Raw genomic sequence first — 21,929 nt, 5'->3', positions numbered from 1 at the left:
CGCTGCGCGCGCGACCGTAATGCATGCCCTGCCCTATCGAAACGGGGTATTGCAGCAGCCTGGACTATGGAAACAGCGCGTACCGCATGACCGATTCTTCTTCATGAGTAAAGAATCTTCCGGCCGGGCCGCTAGCGTGCTGGACAACGTCTGTGCGTAACTCCGAGGTAAATGATGAACAAGTTCAACGACTGGCCGATCCGCCGCAAACTGATGTTTGCCTTCTGCCTGAGCGCCGTGCTGACTGCCCTGCTGGGTGGACTCGGCTTTTCACGCATGAAGCAGATGCAGCAGGAAACCGACCTGATCAATCAGGACGTGGTGCCGGTGCTGAGCCGCCTGTCCGAGTTGCGTGGTTTCGCTGGCGAATTCCGCGTCTATGAAGTGGGCCAGTTCGTCAATCTGGAAGATCCGGAACGCTATGCGATGTTCTTCAAGCGCATGGACGAGATCCAGGCCAAATACATCGAAACGCAGAAGGTCCTGGATACCAAGATCGGCGCCACCTCGCCGTTGAAGGCCGAGTACGCCAGGCTGACCGATGCCAGCACGCGCTACTTCGCGGCCAACCAGCAACTGCGCAAGCTCTATACAGACCCCGACCGCGCCGCGGCGATGGAATTTTCGCGCAAGCAGTCCGGCGAGATCCGCAAGGAACTGTTCGCCTCGGTCGACAAGCTCTATGCGCAGCAGTCCAAGGCATTGAGCGATATGGTGAGCGCCAGCGCAGCCTCGTTCAAACTCACCAGCGCGGTGCTGCTGCTCGGCACGCTGCTGATGGCGGCGTTGTCGGTCACCTTCGGCTGGTTGATCGCACGCAGCATCACCACCCCGCTGTCCAACGCACTGGGCGCCATCAAGGCGGTCTCGCGTGGCGATCTGAGCGTGCAGGTCAGCAAGACCAGCAACGACGAAATCGGCCAGATGCTGGAGGCCACCAGTGGCATGACGCAGATGCTGCGCCGCTTCAGCGACGAAACCGCGCGCATGTCGCATCTGCATGCGGCCGAAGACATCACCCACCGCATGCCGGAAGATTTCCCCGGCGTGTACGGCAACCTGGCCGGCGGCATCAACACGATGATCTTCGAGCATCTGGATGCCATCACCGATTCGGTGCGCATCCTCAATCAATACGCGCAAGGCGACCTGACCCAGGACGCACGCCGTCTGCCGGCCAGTCGCGCGATCCTGCATGAAGCGATGGATGCGGCCAAGGCCAGCCTGTTGTCGATCAACACCGAGATCAAGCAGCTGGCGCAGGCCGCCGCCGCCGGCGATTTCAGCGCACGTGGCGACGCAGCACGTTTCAAGTACGACTTCGCGGTGATGGTGTCGGATCTGAACTCGATGATGGAAGTCAGCGACCGCAATCTGGGCAAGCTGTCGCAGTTGCTCGGCGCCGTTGCCGAGGGCGATCTCACCGCGCGTATGGATGGCGAGTTCCACGGCGTGTTCGCGCGTCTGCGCGACGATGCCAATGCCACCACCCAGCGCCTGACCGACATCGTCGGCCGCATCAAGCACTCCACCTTGGCCATCAACACCGCCGCAGGCGAAATCGCCGCCGGTAACCAGGATCTGTCGCAGCGCACCGAGCAGCAGGCCGCCAACCTGGAAGAAACCGCCGCCTCGATGGAAGAACTCACCTCCACCGTCAAGCAGAACGCCGAACACGCGCGCCAAGCCAATCAGCTGGCGATCGGCGCAGCCGGTGTGGCCTCACATGGCGGCAGCGTGGTCGGCCAGGTGGTCACCACCATGTCCGGCATCGAGACCTCGTCCAGGAAGATCGCCGAGATCATCAGCGTCATTGATGGCATCGCCTTCCAGACCAATATCCTCGCGTTGAACGCGGCAGTGGAAGCGGCGCGCGCAGGCGAGCAGGGCCGTGGATTTGCGGTGGTCGCCTCGGAAGTACGCACGCTGGCACAGCGTTCGGCCGGCGCAGCGAAGGAAATCAAGAGCCTGATCGACGACTCGGTGAGCAAAGTGGCCGAAGGCTCGGCGCTGGTCAATCAGGCCGGCAGCACCATGAGCGAGATCGTCTCTTCGGTGCAGCGCGTCACCGACATCATGAGCGAGATTTCCGCCGCCTCGCAGGAGCAGTCGGCCGGTATCGAACAGGTCAACCAGACCGTCACCCACATGGATGAGGCCACCCAGCAGAACGCCGCGCTGGTGGAAGAAGCCACCGCCGCCGCGCGCTCGATGGAAGAGCAGGCGCAGCAGCTCACCGAGGCGGTCGCGCTGTTCCGTCTGTCGGCCGAGCTGGAAGCAGTGACACGCGCCACCCCGGTGGTGCGCCACATCACCGCCAAGCGCCCGGCCGCCAGCACCGCACCTGCTGCCAAGACGCCCGCTGCCAGGTCATCGGTGTCCAAGCTGGCTGCCTCCAGGCCGGCTGCCGCACGGTCGACCGCACGTACTGCCGCTGCAGCGGCACCGTCCAACGAGTCGGATTGGGCGGAGTTCTAAACGCACTCATCGGCAGGCTGCAGGCCGGTGACATCGAAGCCGCGCTCTTTCGAGAGCGCGGCTTTTTTATTGTCGCAACGTTTCGAAAGCAGCCTCAGCAATGAGATAAGGATAAACGCGTATATATAATAATATTTTACTTATGTATTGATTACTGGTCGGTCCAGCTCGACATTATCGACAATCTGGAAACTTTAATCTGGATTGCAAAACGATTTATTTGTCTACGCCGTCTTCACAAGCGTGACTCGACTTATATATTTCTGATATCGATGTATTAAGTAATCAGCATGACGCGCCGTTACTGCGCATAGCGACGCGACATACAGCAAGTGGTCGGCGCTACTCGGTCGCTTCCCTTCAATCGCATAACGCCATCCAGGATCTGTCATGACTGCACTTCTCCAACGCTACAACGTCGGCCCTCGATTGGCAGCGGCTTTTGCCGTGCTGATCCTGTTGTCTGGCGTCATCGCCTTTATCGGCTACCGCGGCCTGAGTTCGGCCCGCTCGCTGGTGGACCAGTTGGTGCACGAGAACATGACAAAGATCCGTCTGTCCAACGACATGATCAATGCCAATTTCATTATCGGCCTGCAGTTGCGCAATGTCGTGCTGCGCACCACCGATGCAGAAAATCGCGACTTCATTGCGAAGATCCAGTCTGCGCGTGCCGACTACACCAAGGCACGCGACGAACTCTATGCCATGCCGCCGTCCGAAAAAGGCAAAATCCTGCGCGCGGAGATCGATGCCCGCCGCGCCGAGGTCAAAGTCTTGAACGACAAAGTCATGGATCTGGTGATGACCGGTCATAGCGACGAGGCGCTGCCCTTGCTGCTGACCAAGGCCGCACCGGCAATGCAGCAGTGGCAGGACAAGATTGGCGAAAACATCTCTCTGCAGGACAAGCTCGCCAGCGAGGCCTCCGCTGACGCGCTGCAATCCATGGACGACTCACGCAAGCTGCTGATCGGCGGTTCGCTGCTGGTGGTGCTGCTGAGCGGTACGCTGGGCCTGCTGATCACCCGCAGCCTCACCCAGCCGTTGAGCCGCGCCACCCGCGCCGCAGAAGCGATTGCCGGCGGTAGCCTGGACAACGACGTCACCACGCAAGCCAATGACGAAGCCGGCCGCCTGCTCAAGGCCATGAACAAGATGCAGCTGCAATTGCGCAGCCTGCTCAGCGCACAGACCGATATGGCCAAGCGCCACGACGACGGCCAGATCAGCTTCCGCATCGATGCGGCAGCCTTCCCCGGCGAGTACGGCCGCATGGCCCACGACACCAACAACCTGGTGGGCTCGCACATCGCAGTGAAGATGCGTCTGGCGCAGATCATGGGCCGCTATGCAATCGGCGATCTGTCCGACGACATGGAAAAACTGCCCGGCGAAAAGGCCGTGCTCAGCGACACCATGGCGCAGGTCAAGGTCAATCTCGGTGCGATGAATACCGAGATCAAGCACCTGGCCCAATCCGCCGCCAATGGCGACTTCAGCGCCCGCGGCGATGCCGAGCGCTTCCAGTACGACTTCCGCGTGATGGTGGAAAGCCTCAATAACCTGATGTCCACCGCCGACGGCAACCTGCAGGCGTTGTCCGGCCTGTTGCAGTCGATCGCTGCCGGCGATCTCACCGCACGCATGAGCGGCGATTTCCGCGGCGTGTTCGCGCAGATGCGTGACGATGCCAATGCCACGGCCACGCAGCTGGCCGAGATTGTCTGCGGGATCAAGGCCTCGGCGATTTCGATCAAGGGCGCCGCCAGCGAGATCGCCGCCGGCAACCAGGATCTGTCGCAGCGCACCGAACAACAGGCCGCCAACCTGGAAGAAACCGCCGCCTCGATGGAAGAGCTCACCTCCACCGTCAAGCAGAATGCCGAAGGCGCGCGCCAGGCCAATCAGCTCGCCATCGGCGCGGCCAGCGTGGCCTCGCAAGGCGGCGACGTGGTCGGCAAGGTGGTGCAGACCATGAGCGGCATCGAAGCCTCGTCCAAGAAGATCGCCGACATCATCTCCGTCATCGACGGCATCGCCTTCCAGACCAATATCCTGGCCTTGAACGCAGCGGTGGAAGCGGCACGTGCCGGCGAACAGGGCCGCGGGTTTGCGGTGGTGGCCTCGGAAGTGCGCACCCTGGCCCAGCGTTCGTCTGCGGCGGCCAAGGAGATCAAGGGTTTGATCGACGATTCGGTCGAACGTGTCGCCGAAGGCTCGGCACTGGTGCACACCGCCGGCAAGACCATGGGCGAAGTGGTGGCCAGCGTGCAGCGCGTGACCGACATCATGGGTGAAATTTCCGCCGCCTCGCAGGAGCAGTCGGCCGGGATCGAACAGGTCAACCAGACCATCACCCAGATGGACGAAACCACCCAGCAGAACGCCGCATTGGTGGAAGAAGCCACTGCCGCCGCACGTGCGCTGGAAGACCAGGCCACCCAGCTCACCGACGCAGTGGCGGTGTTCAAGACCGATGTCGCCTATGCCCAGGCACCGGTACGCGCTGCAGTGCTGCGCCCGGCAGTGACCACGGCCGTCAAGGCCAAGGTCGCCGCAGCCGGTCGCAGCGCCGCGTCCAAGCCGCGTGCCGTGGTCACCGCGCCCAGCAACGACAGCAGCTGGCAGGAGTTTTGACTGAATGGAGCCGGCCGGCCATCGTGCCGGCCGGCTCAAGGCACAGCAGTGATCGGCCGATAAGCTGCGTACGCCCTTGAGAAGCATCAATGACCACTTCGCCCGCGCTGTCGACTCAGACTGCCCACCCCTCCCCGCGCCGCTGGAGCAGCCGCTGGGACGATCTGGCAATCGCAAGAAAGCTCGGCGCGATCGGTGTGCTTGCCTTGGCAGGCATGGTCATCCCGGTGCTGCTCTATCGCGGCAAGCTCAATGAAAGTGTGGCCATCAGCAGCAACGAACTGCGCAGCTATGCCCCGCTCGGGCAGATGCTGGGTTTGATCACCGACCTGCACGCCGCACATGTGGACAGCGGCAGCGCCGCCAGTAACGCCGCGCAACGCGCCAATCGCGATCTGCAACAACTGCTCGCCACCACCGCGCGCATGCCCGGTTTCGAACGCAGCCAGAAAGAATTGCTTGCCTTGCAAAAACGCCATATCGCCGGCGTTGCCGCGGAGGGTTATGCCGCACTGAGCGAGCAGGCATTTGCCGCGCTGGATGCACTGCGCGACGACAGCCAACTGGTCTACACCCCCTATATCGAGAGCTACCACCTGGTGGTGGCCACGCTGATCTACAGCCCCGATGCCACCGAGTCGCTGACCCGGCTGGACGCGGCCAACGACCCGTCGCAGGCAGCCGACAGCCGCGCCATGCTGCGCGAACAACTGGGCCAGCTCGCACGCAACCACCTGCGCTTTCGCCATGAGCTGGACAAGGCGATGGGCTTGCTGGAGCACCCCGACCCCGCCCTGGCGACTGCCGCCAAGACCGAAGCGGCGCGTGCAAGCGCGGCATTGGCTGCACTGCGCAGCGCGCTGGAAGGCAGCGATGCACAGGCCGATACGCGCTGGAATGCCGCGCTCGACGATCTCGGCCAGGCCATGCAGGACTTGAGCGGCGTGTCGTTGCAGGCCTTGCAGCGACAGTCCGAGCGTCACCTGGTCGAAGCTCGCACTGCGATGTGGCAAGCGATCGCCGGCCTGTCGGTGCTGGCCGTGCTGATTGCCGCCCTGGGCTGGTACACCTTGTCCAAGCTCACCCGCAATGTGCGCCGCGCCGCCGCGGTGGCCGCCAACATCGCGCAAGGCAGGCTGGACGAGCGCATCGCCGCGCCCAGCCGCGACGAAACCGGCCAGTTGCTCGACAACATGCGTCAGATGCAGGAACAGCTGCAGGCCGTGCTGGCCGCACAGAGCGAGATGGCGCAGCGCCACGACGCCGGCCAGATCGGCTATCGCATGCAGTTCGAAACCTTCCCCGGTGCCTACGCCACCATGGTGCGCGAGACCAACACGTTGGTCGGCTCGCACATCGCGGTGATGATGCAATTGGCGCAGATCATGTCGCGCTACGCCATCGGCGATCTGAGCCAGGACATGGATCGCCTGCCCGGTGAAAAGGCAGTGCTCAGCGACACCATGGACACGGTCAAGGGCAATCTGGCGGCGATGAACAGCGAGATCAAGTTGCTTGCGCAGGCCGCCGCCAACGGCGATTTCAGCGTGCGTGGCAATGCGCAGCGTTTTCAATACGACTTCCGCGCGATGGTGGACAGCCTCAATCAACTGATGGCCACCGCCGACGCCAATCTGACCTCGCTCTCCAGCGTGCTGCAGGCGATCGCCGCCGGCGATCTCACCACCCGCATGCATGGCGACTTCCACGGCGTGTTCGCGCGCATGCGCGACGATGCCAATGCCACCGTCATGCAGTTGGCCGACATCGTCGGGCGCATCCAGCATTCCACCGATGCGATCAACGATGCCGCCAGCGAGATTGCTACCGGCAACCAGGACCTGTCGCAGCGTACCGAGCAACAGGCGGCCAATCTGGAAGAGACCGCCGCCTCGATGGAAGAACTCACCGCCACTGTGCGCAACAACGCCGAGCATGCACGCCGCGCCAATCAGCTGGTGGTTGGCGCAGCAACGGTGGCCTCGCAAGGTGGCGAGGTGGTCGGGCAAGTGGTCGGCACCATGGCCGGCATCCAGGCCGCCTCCAAGAAGATCGCCGACATCATCGGCGTCATCGACGGCATCGCCTTCCAGACCAACATCCTGGCCTTGAATGCAGCGGTGGAAGCCGCGCGTGCCGGCGAACAGGGGCGCGGCTTTGCGGTGGTCGCCTCCGAGGTGCGCACGCTGGCACAACGTTCGGCCGGTGCTGCAAAAGAGATCAAGCAGCTGATCGACGACTCGGTGAGCCGGGTCGAACACGGCAACCAGCTGGTCGGCCAGGCCGGCCGCACCATGCAGGACATCGTCAACTCGGTACAAAGCGTCACCGAGATCATGCACGAGATCAGCGAAGCCTCGCAGCAGCAGTCGCAAGGCATCGAGCAGGTGGGCCAGACCATCGCACAGATGGACCAGGCCACCCAGCAGAATGCCGCGCTGGTGGAAGAAGCCACCGCCGCCGCGGGTTCGATGGAAGAACAGGCGCAGCAGTTGCGCGATGCTGTCTCGGTGTTTCAGTTACAGGCAGCCGCCGCACCCGCCCGGCTTGGTCGCGCCGCGTGACGGCGTGAGCCCATTGCACGCGGTCTTGCATCCAGCGGTCTGATGCAGCACGCCAGTACGCTGAAGCAGCTAGCGTGCATCCACGCTCAATCGGTGCTTTACCCAGCTTTTTGCAATGCGGCACCTTCGCAGTGCTTTTTGAAAGCGTGATCGCAAAGTGAATCCGCTGCCATCGGCGCGTTTCCGGGTATCGCGCCCCACCGGGCTTTCCGGGCAGGTTGTGCACATCCACGTCACTTCAATGACGGCCACCCATACGTGATGGGCCTTGCGAATCAAGCGGCAAGCAAGCCGGCCGTTACAGATCCCAAGCATGCACACCTGCCCTGCACTCGGTCGCGTCGTGACGACGTATCACATGCACCGATGATCGGCTCGCTCCATGCCCAGCCTCGCATTCCCTCACCTAGTGCCCAACGCGTCCGCGCCGACGCGTCTTGTCCTTCTTGCCACTGCCTCGAGACCCCACAATGATTGCTCTTCTTCAACGGTATAACGTCGGCAAGCGCCTGACTTTCGCTTTCGGCACGCTGATCCTGTTGTCATGCGCGCTGGTCGCCGCAGGCCTCTACACGCTGGCGCAGGCGCGCGACCGCATGGACACCGTGGTCAATCGCAACATCACGATCATGCAGCACGCGCAGGACATGACCAATGCCAACTCGGTCATCGCCGTGCAGTTGCGCAATATCGTGTTGCCGACCACGCAAGAAGACAATCTGCGCTTCTACGCCATCATCAAGAAGCAGCTCGAGAGCTATCAGCACACGCACGACAAGCTGTACGAATTTTCCGCCTCGCCGCAGGCCACCGAGATCCGCAACCGGATCGACCTGGCCAGCGCAGAAGCCGCCAAGGCCAACGAGCAGGTCGCGCAGCTGGGCCTGACCGGCAAGCCCGATGAAGCACTCACGCTGCTGCTGGCAAAGGCCGCACCGGCCACCGAGCAGTGGCAGAACGCGTTGGCAGACTATTCGGCGCTGCAGCGTCAACGCACCCTGGAGGCCTACGTCGCAACCACTGCCGAGATGGCGCGCGGCCGTGCCCTGCTGATCGGTGGCGGCCTGGCGGTGGTGCTGTTCAGTGTGTTGCTGGGCTTTCTGATCACCCGCAGCCTGGTGCGCCCGCTCACCCAGGCCACCCGCGCCGCTGAAGCGATTGCCAACGGCAACCTCGATAACGATGTGCGTACGCAGTCCAACGACGAAACCGGCCGCCTGTTGCAGGCCATGGATCGCATGCAGGGCCAGGTACGCAATCTGATCAGCGCACAGCTGGACATGGCCAAGCGCCACGACGAAGGCCAGATCAGCTTCCGTATGGATGCCGGCGCGTTCCCCGGCGACTACGGCCGCATGGCCACCGACACCAACGAATTGGTCGCCGCGCACATCAAGGTCAAGATGCAGACCATCCACCTGGTGGAGCGTTACGCGATCGGTGATCTGAGCGAAGACATGCCGCAGTTGCCGGGCGAAAAAGCAGCGATCACCACGGCGATGAATCAGGTCAAGTTGAACCTGTCGACGATGAATGCAGAGATCAAGCAGCTGGCGCAGGCCGCTGCCAATGGCGACTTCAGCGCACGCGGCAATGCCGAGCAGTTCCAGTTCGATTTCCGCATCATGGTGGAAAGCCTCAACCACCTGATGGCCACCGCCGACGGCAATCTGCAGTCGCTCTCCAGCCTGTTGCAGTCGATCGCTGCCGGCGATCTCACCGCCCGCATGACCGGCCAGTACCAGGGCGTGTTCGCCCAGATGCGCGACGACGCCAACGCCACCGCCGAACAACTGGCCGGCATCGTGGGCCGCATCCAGCTGGCCGCCAATGCGATTGGGTCGGCCTCGGGCGAAATCGCCTCCGGCAACCAGGATCTGTCGCAGCGCACCGAGCAACAGGCCGCCAATCTGGAAGAAACCGCCGCCTCGATGGAAGAACTCACTTCCACCGTCAAGCAGAACGCCGAACACGCAAGTCAAGCCAATCAGCTCGCCATCGGCGCCGCTGCCGTGGCCTCGCAAGGCGGCGATGTGGTGGCCAAGGTGGTCACCACCATGGCCGACATCCAGGGTTCGTCGAAGAAGATTGCCGAGATCATCAGCGTCATCGACGGCATCGCTTTCCAGACCAACATCCTGGCCTTGAATGCCGCAGTGGAAGCGGCGCGTGCCGGTGAACAGGGCCGCGGGTTTGCGGTGGTGGCCTCCGAAGTGCGCACCCTGGCGCAGCGTTCGGCCGGTGCGGCGAAGGAGATCAAGCACCTGATCGACGACTCGGTCAGCAAGGTCACCCAGGGCGCCACCCTGGTCGACCAGGCCGGCACCACCATGGCCGAGATCGTCGCCAGCGTGCAGCGCGTGACCAACATCATGAGCGAGATTTCCTCGGCCTCGCAGGAACAGTACGCGGGCATCGAACAGGTCAACCAGACCGTGACCCAGATGGACGAAACCACCCAGCAGAACGCCGCACTGGTGGAAGAAGCCACTGCCGCCGCACGCGCAATGGAAGAACAGGCCCAGCAGCTCACCGAAGCGGTTGCAGTGTTCAAGGTTGCCGAGCACACCGCGGTGGCGCGTCAGCTCTCTGCCATTGCCAAGGCACCGGCCAATGCCCGCTTCGCTGCGCGTCCGGCCGCAGGTGCCGGCAGCATCGCTCCGCCGCGTCGCAGCGTGACTGGCGCCTCGGCAGCAGCGGCCGATCCTAGCGATTGGCAGGAGTTCTGAGCCACGCCCCACCGCTGTCGGCAATGTGGTTTTAAGCGCGCCTCAGTGCCTCCACATCGCGCTTGAGATGGTTGCGCCTTGCGCAAACGTCTCAAGCACGCGCTCACGTAAGTCTGCATCTGCACCATCTGGATCTGGATCTGGATCTGGATCTGCAAGATGTTCACCACGGCACCGCCCTTGCGGTGCCGTTTTGCGTTATGCGCGACATCGCTGCCTGCACGTAACCCGCAGGCACTGCGGCAAGCGTGAAATCGCACTTCACATCGTGCACGTCACCCCGCGCCAAGCTTGGGTCAAAACCGCTATTTACGGCTGCTTTTTCAGGGTATTCCTGACACCTCCCCACCAATTCCCTACCTGCTCTACACATGGCGATCACATGGCTGAGACCGGGCTTTACCAGCCAGTTCTGCTTGCCTCAATGCAGCGCGCCTAACGCCGTTATCTGACCGATGCATCACACAAGGCATGACGCCTGACGCAATGCTCCAGCGCTGCGTTGTACGTCCTGCCACCCCAACGGCACATCCGCTCAGGTCCCTCAATGAACTGCTTCCTGCACCGCTTCAACGTCGGCAAGCGCCTCTCGCTGGCCTTTGGCGTTTTGATCCTTCTCTCGTGCGCGCTGGTGGCCGCCGGCCTGTATACGCTAAGCCAGGCGCGTGAGCGTCTGGACACCATCGTCAATCGCAACATGGCGATGATCCAGTACGCCACCGACATGCTGGATGCCAATGCCACCATCTCGTTGAACCTGCGCAACATCGTTCTGCCGACCACCACCGAACAGAACCAGCAGTTCGCCGCAGTGATCGACGCCCAGCGCATCCGCTACAAGGAACTGCGCGACAAGCTCTACGCGTTCCCCGCCGATGCGCACGACCAGGAGTTGCGCAACGCACTGGATTCGACCCGCGAGCAGGCCCTGGCACATAACCAGCAGGTCCGCGAGCTGGGCATGGCCGGCAAGGCCGACCAGGCCATGCCGATCCTGCTCGAACGCGCCGCGCCGGCTACTCAGCGCTGGCAGGATGCGATCCGCACCTACTCCGACGCACAGCGCAAGAGCAGCCAGTTGGCCTATGACCAGGCCAGTGCCTCGATGGCGCGTGGCCGTAGCATGCTGATCAGCGGCGGCGTTGCCGTGGTGCTGCTGAGCGCCCTGCTGGCCTGGATGATCACCCGCAGCCTCACCGGCCCGTTGAACCGCGCCACCCGCGCTGCCGAGGCGATTGCCGACGGCAAGCTCGATAACGCAGTGCACAGCGAGGCCAGCGACGAAACCGGCCGCCTGCTGCAGGCGATGGACAAGATGCAATCGCAGGTACGCAACCTGATCACCGCGCAGCTGGACATGGCCAAGCGCCACGACAGCGGCCAGATCAGCTTCCGCATGGATGCCGGCGCATTCCCGGGCGACTACGGCCGCATGGCCGGCGACACCAACGCGCTGGTCGACAGCCACATCCAGCTCACGCAGCGCCTGGCGCAGATCATGGGCCGCTATGCGATCGGCGACCTCAGCCAGGACATGGACGCGCTGCCCGGCGAAAAAGCCATGCTGACCGACACCATGGCGCAGGTGAAAACCAACCTGGCCTCGATGAATCAGCAGATCAAGCAGCTGGCGCAGTCCGCGGCCAACGGCGATTTCAGCGCACGCGGCGATGCGGCGCAGTTCCAGTTCGATTTCCGCGTGATGGTCGAGAGCCTCAATCAGTTGATGGCCACCGCCGACGGCAGCCTGCAGTCGCTGTCGGGCATCTTGCGGTCCATCGCCGCAGGCGATCTGACCGCGCGCATGGACGGCGATTTCAAGGGCGTGTTCGCACAGATGCGCGACGACGCCAACGCCACCTCCACCCAGCTGGCCGGCATCGTCGGGCACATCCAGCACTCGGCGACCTCGATCAATGCCGCCGCCAGCGAGATTGCCGCCGGCAACCAGGATCTGTCGCAGCGTACCGAACAGCAGGCCGCCAACCTGGAAGAAACCGCTGCCTCGATGGAAGAGCTCACCTCCACCGTCAAGCAGAACGCCGAAAGCGCACGCCAGGCCAATCAGCTCGCCATCGGCGCCGCAAGCGTGGCCTCACAGGGCGGCGCCGTGGTCAGCAAGGTGGTCGACACCATGAGCGGCATCGAAGCCTCGTCCAAGCGCATCGCCGACATCATCAGCGTCATCGACGGTATCTCGTTCCAGACCAATATCCTGGCCTTGAATGCGGCGGTGGAAGCGGCGCGTGCCGGCGACCAGGGCCGTGGCTTTGCGGTGGTCGCCTCCGAGGTGCGTACGCTGGCACAGCGTTCGTCCGCCGCGGCCAAGGAGATCAAGAGCCTGATCGACGACTCGGTGCAGCGTGTGGCCGACGGCTCGCAGCTGGTGGACCAGGCCGGCAAGACCATGGCCGAGATCGTCGCCAGCGTGCAGCGCGTCACCAACATCATGGGCGAGATTTCTGCCGCCTCGCAGGAGCAGTCGGCCGGTATCGAGCAGGTCAACCAGACCGTTACCCACATGGACGAAGCCACCCAGCAGAACGCCGCATTGGTGGAAGAAGCCACCGCCGCCGCCCGCGCGATGGAAGAACAGGCCCAGCAGCTCACCGAAGCGGTGGCCGTGTTCAAGATCGTCGAGCAAGGCCCGGTGGCACGTCAGCCATCGTCGATGGTCGCTGCGCCGGTCAATGCACGCTTCGCTGCGCGCCCGGCCGTCAGTGCCGCCAGCATCGCCCCGCCACGTCGCAGCGCCAACGGCACGGCGACCGCAGCGGCCGGGCCGAATGACTGGCAGGAGTTCTAAGACACACACACCGCAACCCGCAACACACGCCGCATTCAAGAACACCATTCGAGAGTAGTTTGATTCGTGGTCAACGAATCTTGAGGGTCGCTTCCTTGCGAGGGAGGCGGCCCTTTTTTTGTGCCGAGATGTTTCTTCAAATTAGCGCACGAGATGCTGGATGCAGACGCTGCCTGGTCGTGAAAACTCACCCGTCCTTAACAAATGGCAATCTTGCGCCCCTGCTGTGGAACCAAGCGAACGCGACAATTTGTGCCTAATTCAACATAAAACATCAATTTTGAGCATAGACGGCCGCTATCGACTTCACGCATCCGTAACGCCCTCCCCCGGGCAAGGTCGATTCCTCATGCATTCCTTCAACCGGCTTTCCGTTGGCACCCGGCTCTCCGCGCTGCTGACCCTGGTCATCGCCATTTCGCTGGGCCTGCTGGCCCTGACCATCTACCGCCAGTCCGCTGGCGATATCGAATCCCAGGTCAAGGCCGAACTGCGCTCCAGCACCCGGCTGATGCAGCAGTCGGTGGCGATGTACGACGTCACCCTGACCGAAAGCACCCAGCGCCTGGGCAGCGTGTTCGACGACATGCTCCCCAGCGGCGCACGCACGCTCGATACCGCCAGCACCGTCACCATCGGCGAACAGGCCACCCCGTCGCTGCGCGCCGGCAAGCAGGCGCTCAACCTCAATGTCAACGCGGTGGACCGCTTTGCGCAGGCCACCGGCGGTGTCGCCACGATCTTCGCGCGCACCGGCGAGGACTTCGTGCGTATCACCACCTCGCTGCGCAACAAGCAGAACGAACGCGTGATCGGCACCCTGCTCGACCGCAAGGGCAAGGCCTACGCCGCGTTGTCGCAAGGCAAGCCTTTCACCGGCCAGGCGCAGCTGTTCGGCGAGCAGTACATGACCCACTACCAGCCGCTGCGTAATGCGGCCGGCGAAGTGATCGGCGCGCTGTTCGTCGGTCGCAACTACACCCAGGGCCTGGCCGCGCTCAAGGCGCAGGTCAGCACCACCAAGCTCGGCCAGGATGGCTACTTCGTCATTGTCGACATGGCCCCGGGCGAGCATCAGGGACAGGTCATCGCCGCCCCACCGGGCACCCCGCCCGCCCTGGCGGCACTGGTGCCGGCCGAGCAGCAGGCGCTGTTGCAATCGGTGCTGGACGGCAAGCAGCCCAGCGCCAACCTGCAGTTGCGCGACGCTAAGGGCAACAGCCAGGCGTTCGAAGTCACCGCCCAGCGCTATGCGCCGTGGCAGTGGGCGGTGATCGGCACCCAGCCGCGCAGCGCCATCGACGGCCCGCTGGACGAGCTGATGGGCAGCATGCTGCTGTTCTCGCTGGTAGTGCTGGCGCTGTGCATCGCGGTGGTCTTTGTGGCGGCACGCAAGATGGTTACCCGCCCGTTGCTGGCGGTGGAGCGCGTGCTCGGAGATGTCGCGGCCGGCCGCCTGGACAACCCGATCGAGATCGATCGGCACGACGAACTCGGTCGCCTGCTGCTCAGCGCCCGCACCATGCGCGACGACCTGCGCGCACGTCTGGAACGCGACCACCTGATCGCCAGCGAAGCGCTGCGCGTGCGCACCGCACTGGACGACGTCAGCACCAACGTGATGATCGCCGACGCCGATCGCCGCATCATCTACGTCAATCGCCCGCTGCAGCGCATGCTCAAGGGCGTGCAGGACGAACTGCGCCGCGACCTGCCCCACTTCGATGCCGATGCGTTGATCAATGCCAGCATCGACCAGTTCCATCGCAAGCCCGAACATCAGGCACGCATGCTCGACCAGCTCACCGGCACCCACACCGCGCAGATCCATGTCGGCGGCCGCACCATGCGGCTGGTGGTCAACCCGGTGCTGGGCGCGGCCGGCGAACGCATGGGCTTTGTGGTCGAGTGGGCCGACCGCACCCAGGAAGTGCAGGTCGAAGAAGAAGTCGCGCGTATCGTGCGGGCCGCCGCCGCTGGCGACCTGAGCGAGCGCGTCGGCACCGAGGGCAAGCAAGGCTTCCTGCTGCTGCTAGCAGAGCAACTCAACGTGCTGCTGGACAACAATGCAGATGGCCTGTCGCGCGTGTCCGCGCTGCTTTCGTCGCTGTCGCAAGGCGATCTGACCGCGCGCATGGATGGCGACCTGCAAGGCGTGTTCGCCACCATCCGCGACGACGCCAATGCCACCGCCGACCAGTTGGCCGGCATCGTGCGCCGGATCAAGGATTCATCGCTGGCGATCAACTCCGCCGCCAGCGAAATCGCCACCGGCAACAGCGACCTGTCGCGTCGTACCGAGCAACAAGCCGCCGCGCTGGAAGAAACCGCCGCCTCGATGGAAGAGCTCACCGCCACCGTCAAGCAGAACGCCGACAACGCCGACCAGGCCAATCGCCTGGTGCTGGACGCAGCCGGCGTGGCGGCCAAGGGCGGCGATGTGGTCGGCCGCGTGGTCACCACCATGGCCGACATCGACACCTCGTCCAAGAAGATCGCCGAGATCATCAGCGTCATCGACGGCATCGCCTTCCAGACCAACATCCTGGCCTTGAACGCCGCAGTGGAAGCCGCACGTGCCGGCGAACAAGGCCGCGGCTTCGCCGTGGTCGCCTCCGAGGTGCGCAGCCTCGCCCAGCGCTCGGCCGGCGCCGCCAAGGAGATCAAGCACCTGATCGAAGACTCGGTCGCACGCATCGGTAGCGGTGCCGCACTCGCCTCCGAAGCCGGCAACACCATGCAGCAGGTGGTGAGCTCGGTGCAGCGCGTCACCGACATCATGGGCGAGATCACCAGCGCCTCGCGCGAGCAGGCCGCCGGCATCACCCAGGTCAACCAGACCGTCACCCAGATGGACGAAACCACCCAGCAGAACGCCGCATTGGTGGAAGAAGCCACTGCCGCAGCGCGCTCGATGGAAGACCAGGCCGCGCAGTTGGTGGACGCAGTGGCGGTTTTCCGTCTGGAACAACAAGACCAACTGAGCACCCTGCTGGCCAACGCACGCCACGCCTACCACTGATGTAAGTCAAACGCTCGATGAGTCGAGGGCGCGGCGCCCTCGCCGCTCAGCACGACCTGTCTGCACTGTCCAATCACTTAGCGAGACAACCAAAATTTCGAATCGTGGCGACGTCTAAAGGCCCAGCCTAGTCAGTCGAGCGCGCGGTGCCCTCGCCGCTCGCGGGACACGCCGTGAATCCGTCCGTGGAGGCTCGGTGGCGGCATCCATGCCGCCACACGGTCCCGCAATCGGCGAGGACACCGCACCAGAAAGTTGGTCGGTGGTCGCGCAAAAAGCTGTTTTTCGCGCGATGTGCATCGGACGTTGAGCCGGCGCTACGTCATCGAACAACGCGCATCACGCACTGCTCTTAATCGTGCGCACCGACCATCTGGACCGGTCCTTGTCCGCCCACCGTCGCGGGACCTTACGCGGCATGGATGCCGCGTAAGAGCCTACACGGACGTACTTGCGGCGTGTCCCGCGATGGTGGGCGGGCAAGGGCCCTGCAGCCAAGCCACAGATCAGCCGCTCCGCAGCCAATGCATTCCGCACCGCTCAACCACTCAAAGACAACCGAGATTTCGCGTCGTTGAGTCGCGGTCAAAAGCTTAGTCAGTCGAGCGCGCGATGCCCTTACCGCACCAGAGAGTCTGCTGGTTGCTTTGTTGAAAGCCATGCACACCGACCATCTCGACTGGCCCTTGCCCGCCCACCGTCGCGGGACCTTACGCGGCATGGATGCCGCGTAAGAGCTTACAAGGACGTACTTGCAGCGTGTCCCGCGATGGTGGGCGGGCAAGGGCCCTGCGGCCAAACCACAGATCAGCCGCTCCGCAACCGATGCATTCCGCACCGCTCGATTACCTAGCCGGCCACACCGGCCTAGCGGTGAGCGCAGTCGTTTTATGAGCCGCTGTTAAAGATTTGGTTTTGCCGCCGATATCAAGGCGACGCCGGGACAACCGTCCGGGCGCATTCCCGCATCCACTGTGCTGGTGCTCATGTCCCAAGGCGATACCTCAGAGCTGGACCACGACGCCGACCACCTTGCCGAAGGCGACGAGCGCTATCTGCTGCGCAACAAACGGCAGATCCGTGGCTTGCTGCGCCAGCTGCTCGACCAACGCGCCGGGGTGACCATGCACGTGGCCGGCCGCGACATGGCCGTGCCCACCGCCGTGCTCGAAGTGGACGAAGACGATGACTGCGTGATTCTGGACGGCAGCCATAACGAAGCTTCCAACCGCGCCATCGAAGATGCCAAGTATCTGCTGTGCTACGCGCAACTGGAACGGGTCAATATCCGTTTCCGTCTGGAAACGCCCGACCGGCTGGAACGCGACATCCACGTCGCCTTCCGCGCTGCATTGCCCGACGCCATGTATCACATGCAGCGCCGCGAATCGTACCGGCTGGAAACGCCGATCACCGATTCGCCCATCTGCACCATTCGTCAGGACGAAGCACAAGGCGGCACTCTCAACTTGCAGCTGCGCGTGATCGACATCAGCAGCGGCGGCCTGGCGGTGGCGATCGTGGACGGCATGCCGCTGCTCGAACCGCAACGCACCTACCGCAATTGCACGCTGCAGTTGCCCGACACCGCGCCGATCACGCTACCGCTCACCGTCTGCAGCCAATATAAGCAGTCCCTGCCCAACGGTAGCGAAGGCTTCCGTGTCGGCTTGCAGTTCAGCGATCTTCCGCGCGGTGCCGACGAAACCATCCAACGCTACATTTTCCGCGTCGACCGCCAGCGCAACGCGCGCAAGAGCGGCGTGTTCTGAACCCGCCCGTACCATGCACAGCGCACCGCTAAAGTTGCCGTGCGCTGCGCCGATGTTGCTAGGGCAACCTTTTCCACACTCTTTTTCGCACGCTTCTGCCGCATTTCTGCAGCAATCTGACACTCAGCCGCAACGCCCGGAGTTTCCATGAACGATAAAAGCACTGCCACCGGCACCGGTGGTGAATTCCTCAGCTTCGCTTTGGGCGAAGAACACTACGGCGTGGACATCCTGAAAGTGCAGGAAATCCGCGGCTACGATTCGGTCACCCGCCTGCCGGATGCTCCCGATTACATCAAGGGTGTGATCAACCTGCGCGGCACCATCGTGCCGGTGATCGACCTGCGCCTGAAGCTGCGGCTGAAAGAAGCGCGCTACGACGCCTTCACCGTGATGATCGTGCTCAATGTCGAAGACCGTGTGGTCGGCATCGTGGTGGACAGCGTCTCCGACGTGATCCCGCTCAACGACGACCAGATCCGCCCGACGCCTGAATTCGGCGCCGCCGTCGACACCCGTTTCATCTCGGGCATCGGTACCCAGGACGATCGCATGCTGATCCTGCTGGATATCGAAACCTTGCTGGACAGCGCCGAACTCGGTCAGCAGCAATTGGCCGAAGAAGCCGCCTGACGTATAGCGATCAAGGCACGTAACAAGCGCTAGTTATGCATGCTTAGTCAGAGCACGAAAGTCGTCGTGTAGCGCGCTACACGACGACTTTCTGCACGCAGCAAACCCGCCTGGGGGCTGCAGTGGTGCCGGCAGTCGCGGTTACGACCATCTGGTGTCGGGAGCCTCCCGACACGCGACGTGCGCCTAGAATGAAGTGAGATAGGAATCACGTTTTTTGGATTCAAGTTGAACGGCAGCTAGCCGATAGCTGAATAGAAGCCCGCGCACTTAAACGGGTCACCGTTCGACTTTTGATTCTGGAGAATCCCAATGAAGTTCCTGCTCTCGCTCCTCCCCGTCGCTGCTCTCGTCATCGTTGCTCCCACGCTTTCGGCTCAGTCGCAGGAAATGATTCCGCCGGAAATGGCCACCCGCTTCGTCGGCAAGGACGGCATGGTGTGCGGCAAGGTCGAAAAGGCCAAGTACGCGCAGAGCTCGGAAGGCGAACCCACCTTCCTGTACATGGGTGGCATGTTCCCGCGCCACACCTTCTCGGCCCGCATCGACGGCGCCAACCGCGGCAAGTTCAGCTTTGCTCCCGAATCCCTGGAAGGCAAGGACGTCTGTGTGCTCGGCAAGATCCAGCGCGACAGCTCGCGTGCCGAAATCGAAGTCAGCTCGCCGGCCAGCCTGAAGCTCGCCACCATCAAGTAATCGCCTCGCACATCGCCACGCCCTCGCGCGTGGCGATCTGCTGTTTGCGCTTATGCGGACTGACTTCTACGGGGAATCGTGTCAATGCAATGGATCAACAATCTGAAATTGATGCCCAAGCTGATGCTGGCGTTCGGCATTGTGCTGCTGATCTTGCTGGTGCAGGGGATCATCGCTTATTCGGGTCTGGCCTCGCTCAACAACGTCACCAGTGACCTGGCCGGCAACACCATGTCCAGCGTGCGCGAAGCAGGCGACCTGCGCGGCATGCTCGGCGAATACCGTAATGCTTCTTATCAAAGTTTGGTGCGCGCAAGCGACGCGGTGAAGCAGGAAGCCAAGCTCCGCGCCAAGCGGCTCGATGGCGAAATCGAAGCGACGATCAAGGGCTATCCCCGCCTGATCGAAAGCCCGGAGCAGAAGAAGCTGTTTGCGAGCTTCGTGGCAGACTGGAAGAAGGCCTCGGCCTCCTACGCCAGCGTCAACGAAATGCTCGAACTGAATCTGCCCGACGATGCCGTCGACACCTTCGTCGGCGAAACCCGCACCCTGCACAACAAGGCCAAGGATTCGCTGGCCGCGTTGATCGTCGAAGACAACCGCCTGGCACAGGCGGCCAAGAGCAAGGCCGAGAAGGTCCACGCCACCTCGGTCAGCTTGACCATTGTGGTGTTGCTGCTCGGTATCGCCGGTGGCCTGGGTCTGGCGTTTCTGTTCGCCCGTTCCATCGTCAAGAGCATGCGCGGCGCGGTCTCCACCGCCACCGAAATCGCTGGCGGCAAACTCGATGGCAAGATCAACGTGCAGGGCCAGGACGAAGTGGGCGAACTGATGCGCTCCATGCAGCGCATGCAGCGCGATCTGAAGGAACGCATCGAACGCGACCAGAAGATTGCCGACGAAAACCTGCGCATTCGCACCGCGCTGGACAAGTCCTCCACCGCCACCTTCATCACCGATACCGATCGCACCATCATCTACGCCAACGAAGCGTTCATGAAGCTCGTCGCGCATTACGAAGGCAGCATCCGTCTGGCATCGTCGGATTTTGAAGCCAGCAAGATCATCGGTCAGCACATCAGTTATCTCGGCCTGCCCGAGACGACCGTGCGCAAGGCCATCGCCGCACTGGAACGCGACGGCATCACCAGCTTCGAAGAACGCTACGGCGAGTTCGTGATGATGCAGACCGTCACCGTGATCAAGAACGAGCAGGACGAGAGCACCGGCGATGTCTGCGAATGGCGCGACCGCACCATCGAAGTCCAGGTCGAAGAAGAAGTCGCCCGTATCGTGCGTGCCGCTGCCAGCGGCGACATGAGCGGCCGGGTGGAAACCGACGGCAAGCAGGGTTTCTTCCTGCAGCTGGCGCAGCAACTCAACGGCTTGCTGGATGCCAACGCTGCCAGCCTGGAGCAGATTTCCTCGCTGCTGTCGGCGCTGTCGCGTGGCGATCTGACCGTGCGCATGCACGGCGAGTTCAGCGGCGTGTTTGCGCAGATGCGTGACGATGCCAATGCCACCGCCGAGCAGCTGGCCGACATCGTCGGGCGCATCAAGGTCTCCTCCACCGCCATCAACTCGGCGGCCGGCGAGATCGCCTCGGGCAATCAGGATCTGTCGCATCGTACCGAGCAGCAGGCAGCCAACCTGGAAGAAACTGCCGCCTCGATGGAGGAGCTCACCTCCACCGTGAAGCAGAACGCCGAAAGCGCCCGTCAGGCCAACCAGCTTGCCATCGGCGCCACCGGTGTGGCCTCGCAAGGCGGTGAAGTGGTCTCGCAAGTGGTCGCCACCATGTCCGGCATCGAAGCCTCGTCCAAGAAGATCGCCGACATCATCAGCGTCATCGACGGCATCGCCTTCCAGACCAATATCCTGGCGTTGAACGCGGCGGTGGAAGCCGCACGTGCCGGCGAACAGGGCCGCGGCTTTGCGGTGGTGGCCTCGGAAGTGCGCACGCTGGCGCAGCGTTCGGCCGGTGCGGCCAAGGAGATCAAGGGACTGATCGACGACTCCGTGCACAAGGTTGCCGAAGGCTCGGCACTGGTGCGCAAGGCCGGTGCGACCATGGCCGACATCGTGGCCAGCGTGCAGCGCGTGACCGACATCATGGGCGAGATCTCTGCTGCTTCGCAGGAACAGTCGGCCGGGATCGAACAGGTCAACCAGACCATCACCCAGATGGACGAAACCACCCAGCAGAACGCCGCGCTGGTGGAAGAAGCCACGGCCGCCGCACGCTCGATGGAAGAGCAGGCCGGTCACCTGGCCGAAGCAGTCTCGGTGTTCAAGCTGGACGAGCCTGCCGCGCCGGTCGCACGCGCCCGCCCGGTGGCGGTGGCCTCACGTCCGCTCGCAGCCAAGCCCGCCGCCAAACCGGCCGCGCGTGCAACGGCCGCGCCTTCGCGCCAGGCCAAGCCGCAGGCCGCACTGGCCGACGGTAACTGGCAAGAGTTCTGATTCACCGCCGTCACCCACACCGCCCCGGCCAAGCCGGGGCGGTGTGTTTCTAGGGTGTATTTCTGCCCTCTGTCGCAACGCGCATCTGCGCCATCATCCCCTGCTGCCGGCGCCATGCCGTAGCGC

At 63.3% G+C, this 21,929-nt stretch carries 10 protein-coding genes; all 10 read left to right on the top strand.

Features of this window, described 5'->3' with window-relative positions:
* The first annotated feature begins 174 nt into the window (after window positions 1–174).
* The gene (locus XcyCFBP4188_RS03995) at window positions 175–2,478 is read left to right on the top strand and encodes a methyl-accepting chemotaxis protein (RefSeq protein ID WP_043911292.1); all 2,304 of its coding nucleotides are present in this window, start codon (window positions 175–177) and stop codon (window positions 2,476–2,478) included.
* A gap of 390 nt (window positions 2,479–2,868) precedes the next feature.
* Window positions 2,869–5,118: a methyl-accepting chemotaxis protein gene (locus XcyCFBP4188_RS03990; RefSeq protein WP_104591664.1), complete on the top strand. Its 2,250-nt coding sequence runs from the start codon at window positions 2,869–2,871 to the stop codon at window positions 5,116–5,118.
* 89 nt (window positions 5,119–5,207) lie between these two features.
* Complete coding sequence (locus tag XcyCFBP4188_RS03985; RefSeq protein WP_046933722.1) at window positions 5,208–7,682, top strand: methyl-accepting chemotaxis protein; 2,475 nt, start codon at window positions 5,208–5,210, stop codon at window positions 7,680–7,682.
* Between the two features lie 470 nt (window positions 7,683–8,152).
* A complete protein-coding gene (locus XcyCFBP4188_RS03980) occupies window positions 8,153–10,411 on the top strand; it encodes a methyl-accepting chemotaxis protein (protein WP_104591663.1) in 2,259 nt (752 codons plus the stop codon).
* 547 nt (window positions 10,412–10,958) lie between these two features.
* Window positions 10,959–13,217, top strand: a complete 2,259-nt coding sequence (locus XcyCFBP4188_RS03975; RefSeq protein ID WP_104591662.1) for a methyl-accepting chemotaxis protein — start codon at window positions 10,959–10,961, stop codon at window positions 13,215–13,217.
* A 349-nt stretch (window positions 13,218–13,566) separates the two neighbouring features.
* Entirely contained in the window at window positions 13,567–16,239 is a 2,673-nt protein-coding gene (locus XcyCFBP4188_RS03970) for a methyl-accepting chemotaxis protein (protein ID WP_046932830.1), read from the top strand.
* Window positions 16,240–17,225: 986 nt separating this feature from the next.
* Window positions 17,226–18,011: a flagellar brake protein gene (locus tag XcyCFBP4188_RS03955; protein WP_006451574.1), complete on the top strand. Its 786-nt coding sequence runs from the start codon at window positions 17,226–17,228 to the stop codon at window positions 18,009–18,011.
* Between the two features lie 147 nt (window positions 18,012–18,158).
* A complete protein-coding gene (locus XcyCFBP4188_RS03950) occupies window positions 18,159–18,644 on the top strand; it encodes a chemotaxis protein CheW (RefSeq protein WP_006451575.1) in 486 nt (161 codons plus the stop codon).
* Window positions 18,645–18,956: 312 nt separating this feature from the next.
* Entirely contained in the window at window positions 18,957–19,340 is a 384-nt protein-coding gene (locus XcyCFBP4188_RS03945; protein WP_005993867.1) for a hypothetical protein, read from the top strand.
* 84 nt (window positions 19,341–19,424) lie between these two features.
* Complete coding sequence (locus tag XcyCFBP4188_RS03940; RefSeq protein WP_167393499.1) at window positions 19,425–21,803, top strand: methyl-accepting chemotaxis protein; 2,379 nt, start codon at window positions 19,425–19,427, stop codon at window positions 21,801–21,803.
* Window positions 21,804–21,929 lie beyond the last annotated feature (126 nt).

Source organism: Xanthomonas hortorum pv. cynarae, assembly GCF_002939985.1.
Classification (GTDB): domain Bacteria; phylum Pseudomonadota; class Gammaproteobacteria; order Xanthomonadales; family Xanthomonadaceae; genus Xanthomonas; species Xanthomonas hortorum_D.
The sequence above is the reverse complement of the archived record's forward strand: the minus strand, read 5'-3'. Positions and strand labels throughout refer to the sequence as shown.

Bases quoted from the DNA above. Each gene is read 5' to 3' on its own strand.
- XcyCFBP4188_RS03995 (WP_043911292.1), top strand. From the start codon at position 175: ATGAACAAGTTCAACGACTGGCCGATCCGCCGCAAACTGATGTTTGCC.
- XcyCFBP4188_RS03990 (WP_104591664.1), top strand. From the start codon at position 2,869: ATGACTGCACTTCTCCAACGCTACAACGTCGGCCCTCGATTGGCAGCG.
- XcyCFBP4188_RS03985 (WP_046933722.1), top strand. From the start codon at position 5,208: ATGACCACTTCGCCCGCGCTGTCGACTCAGACTGCCCACCCCTCCCCG.
- XcyCFBP4188_RS03980 (WP_104591663.1), top strand. From the start codon at position 8,153: ATGATTGCTCTTCTTCAACGGTATAACGTCGGCAAGCGCCTGACTTTC.
- XcyCFBP4188_RS03975 (WP_104591662.1), top strand. From the start codon at position 10,959: ATGAACTGCTTCCTGCACCGCTTCAACGTCGGCAAGCGCCTCTCGCTG.
- XcyCFBP4188_RS03970 (WP_046932830.1), top strand. From the start codon at position 13,567: ATGCATTCCTTCAACCGGCTTTCCGTTGGCACCCGGCTCTCCGCGCTG.
- XcyCFBP4188_RS03955 (WP_006451574.1), top strand. From the start codon at position 17,226: ATGTCCCAAGGCGATACCTCAGAGCTGGACCACGACGCCGACCACCTT.
- XcyCFBP4188_RS03950 (WP_006451575.1), top strand. From the start codon at position 18,159: ATGAACGATAAAAGCACTGCCACCGGCACCGGTGGTGAATTCCTCAGC.
- XcyCFBP4188_RS03945 (WP_005993867.1), top strand. From the start codon at position 18,957: ATGAAGTTCCTGCTCTCGCTCCTCCCCGTCGCTGCTCTCGTCATCGTT.
- XcyCFBP4188_RS03940 (WP_167393499.1), top strand. From the start codon at position 19,425: ATGCAATGGATCAACAATCTGAAATTGATGCCCAAGCTGATGCTGGCG.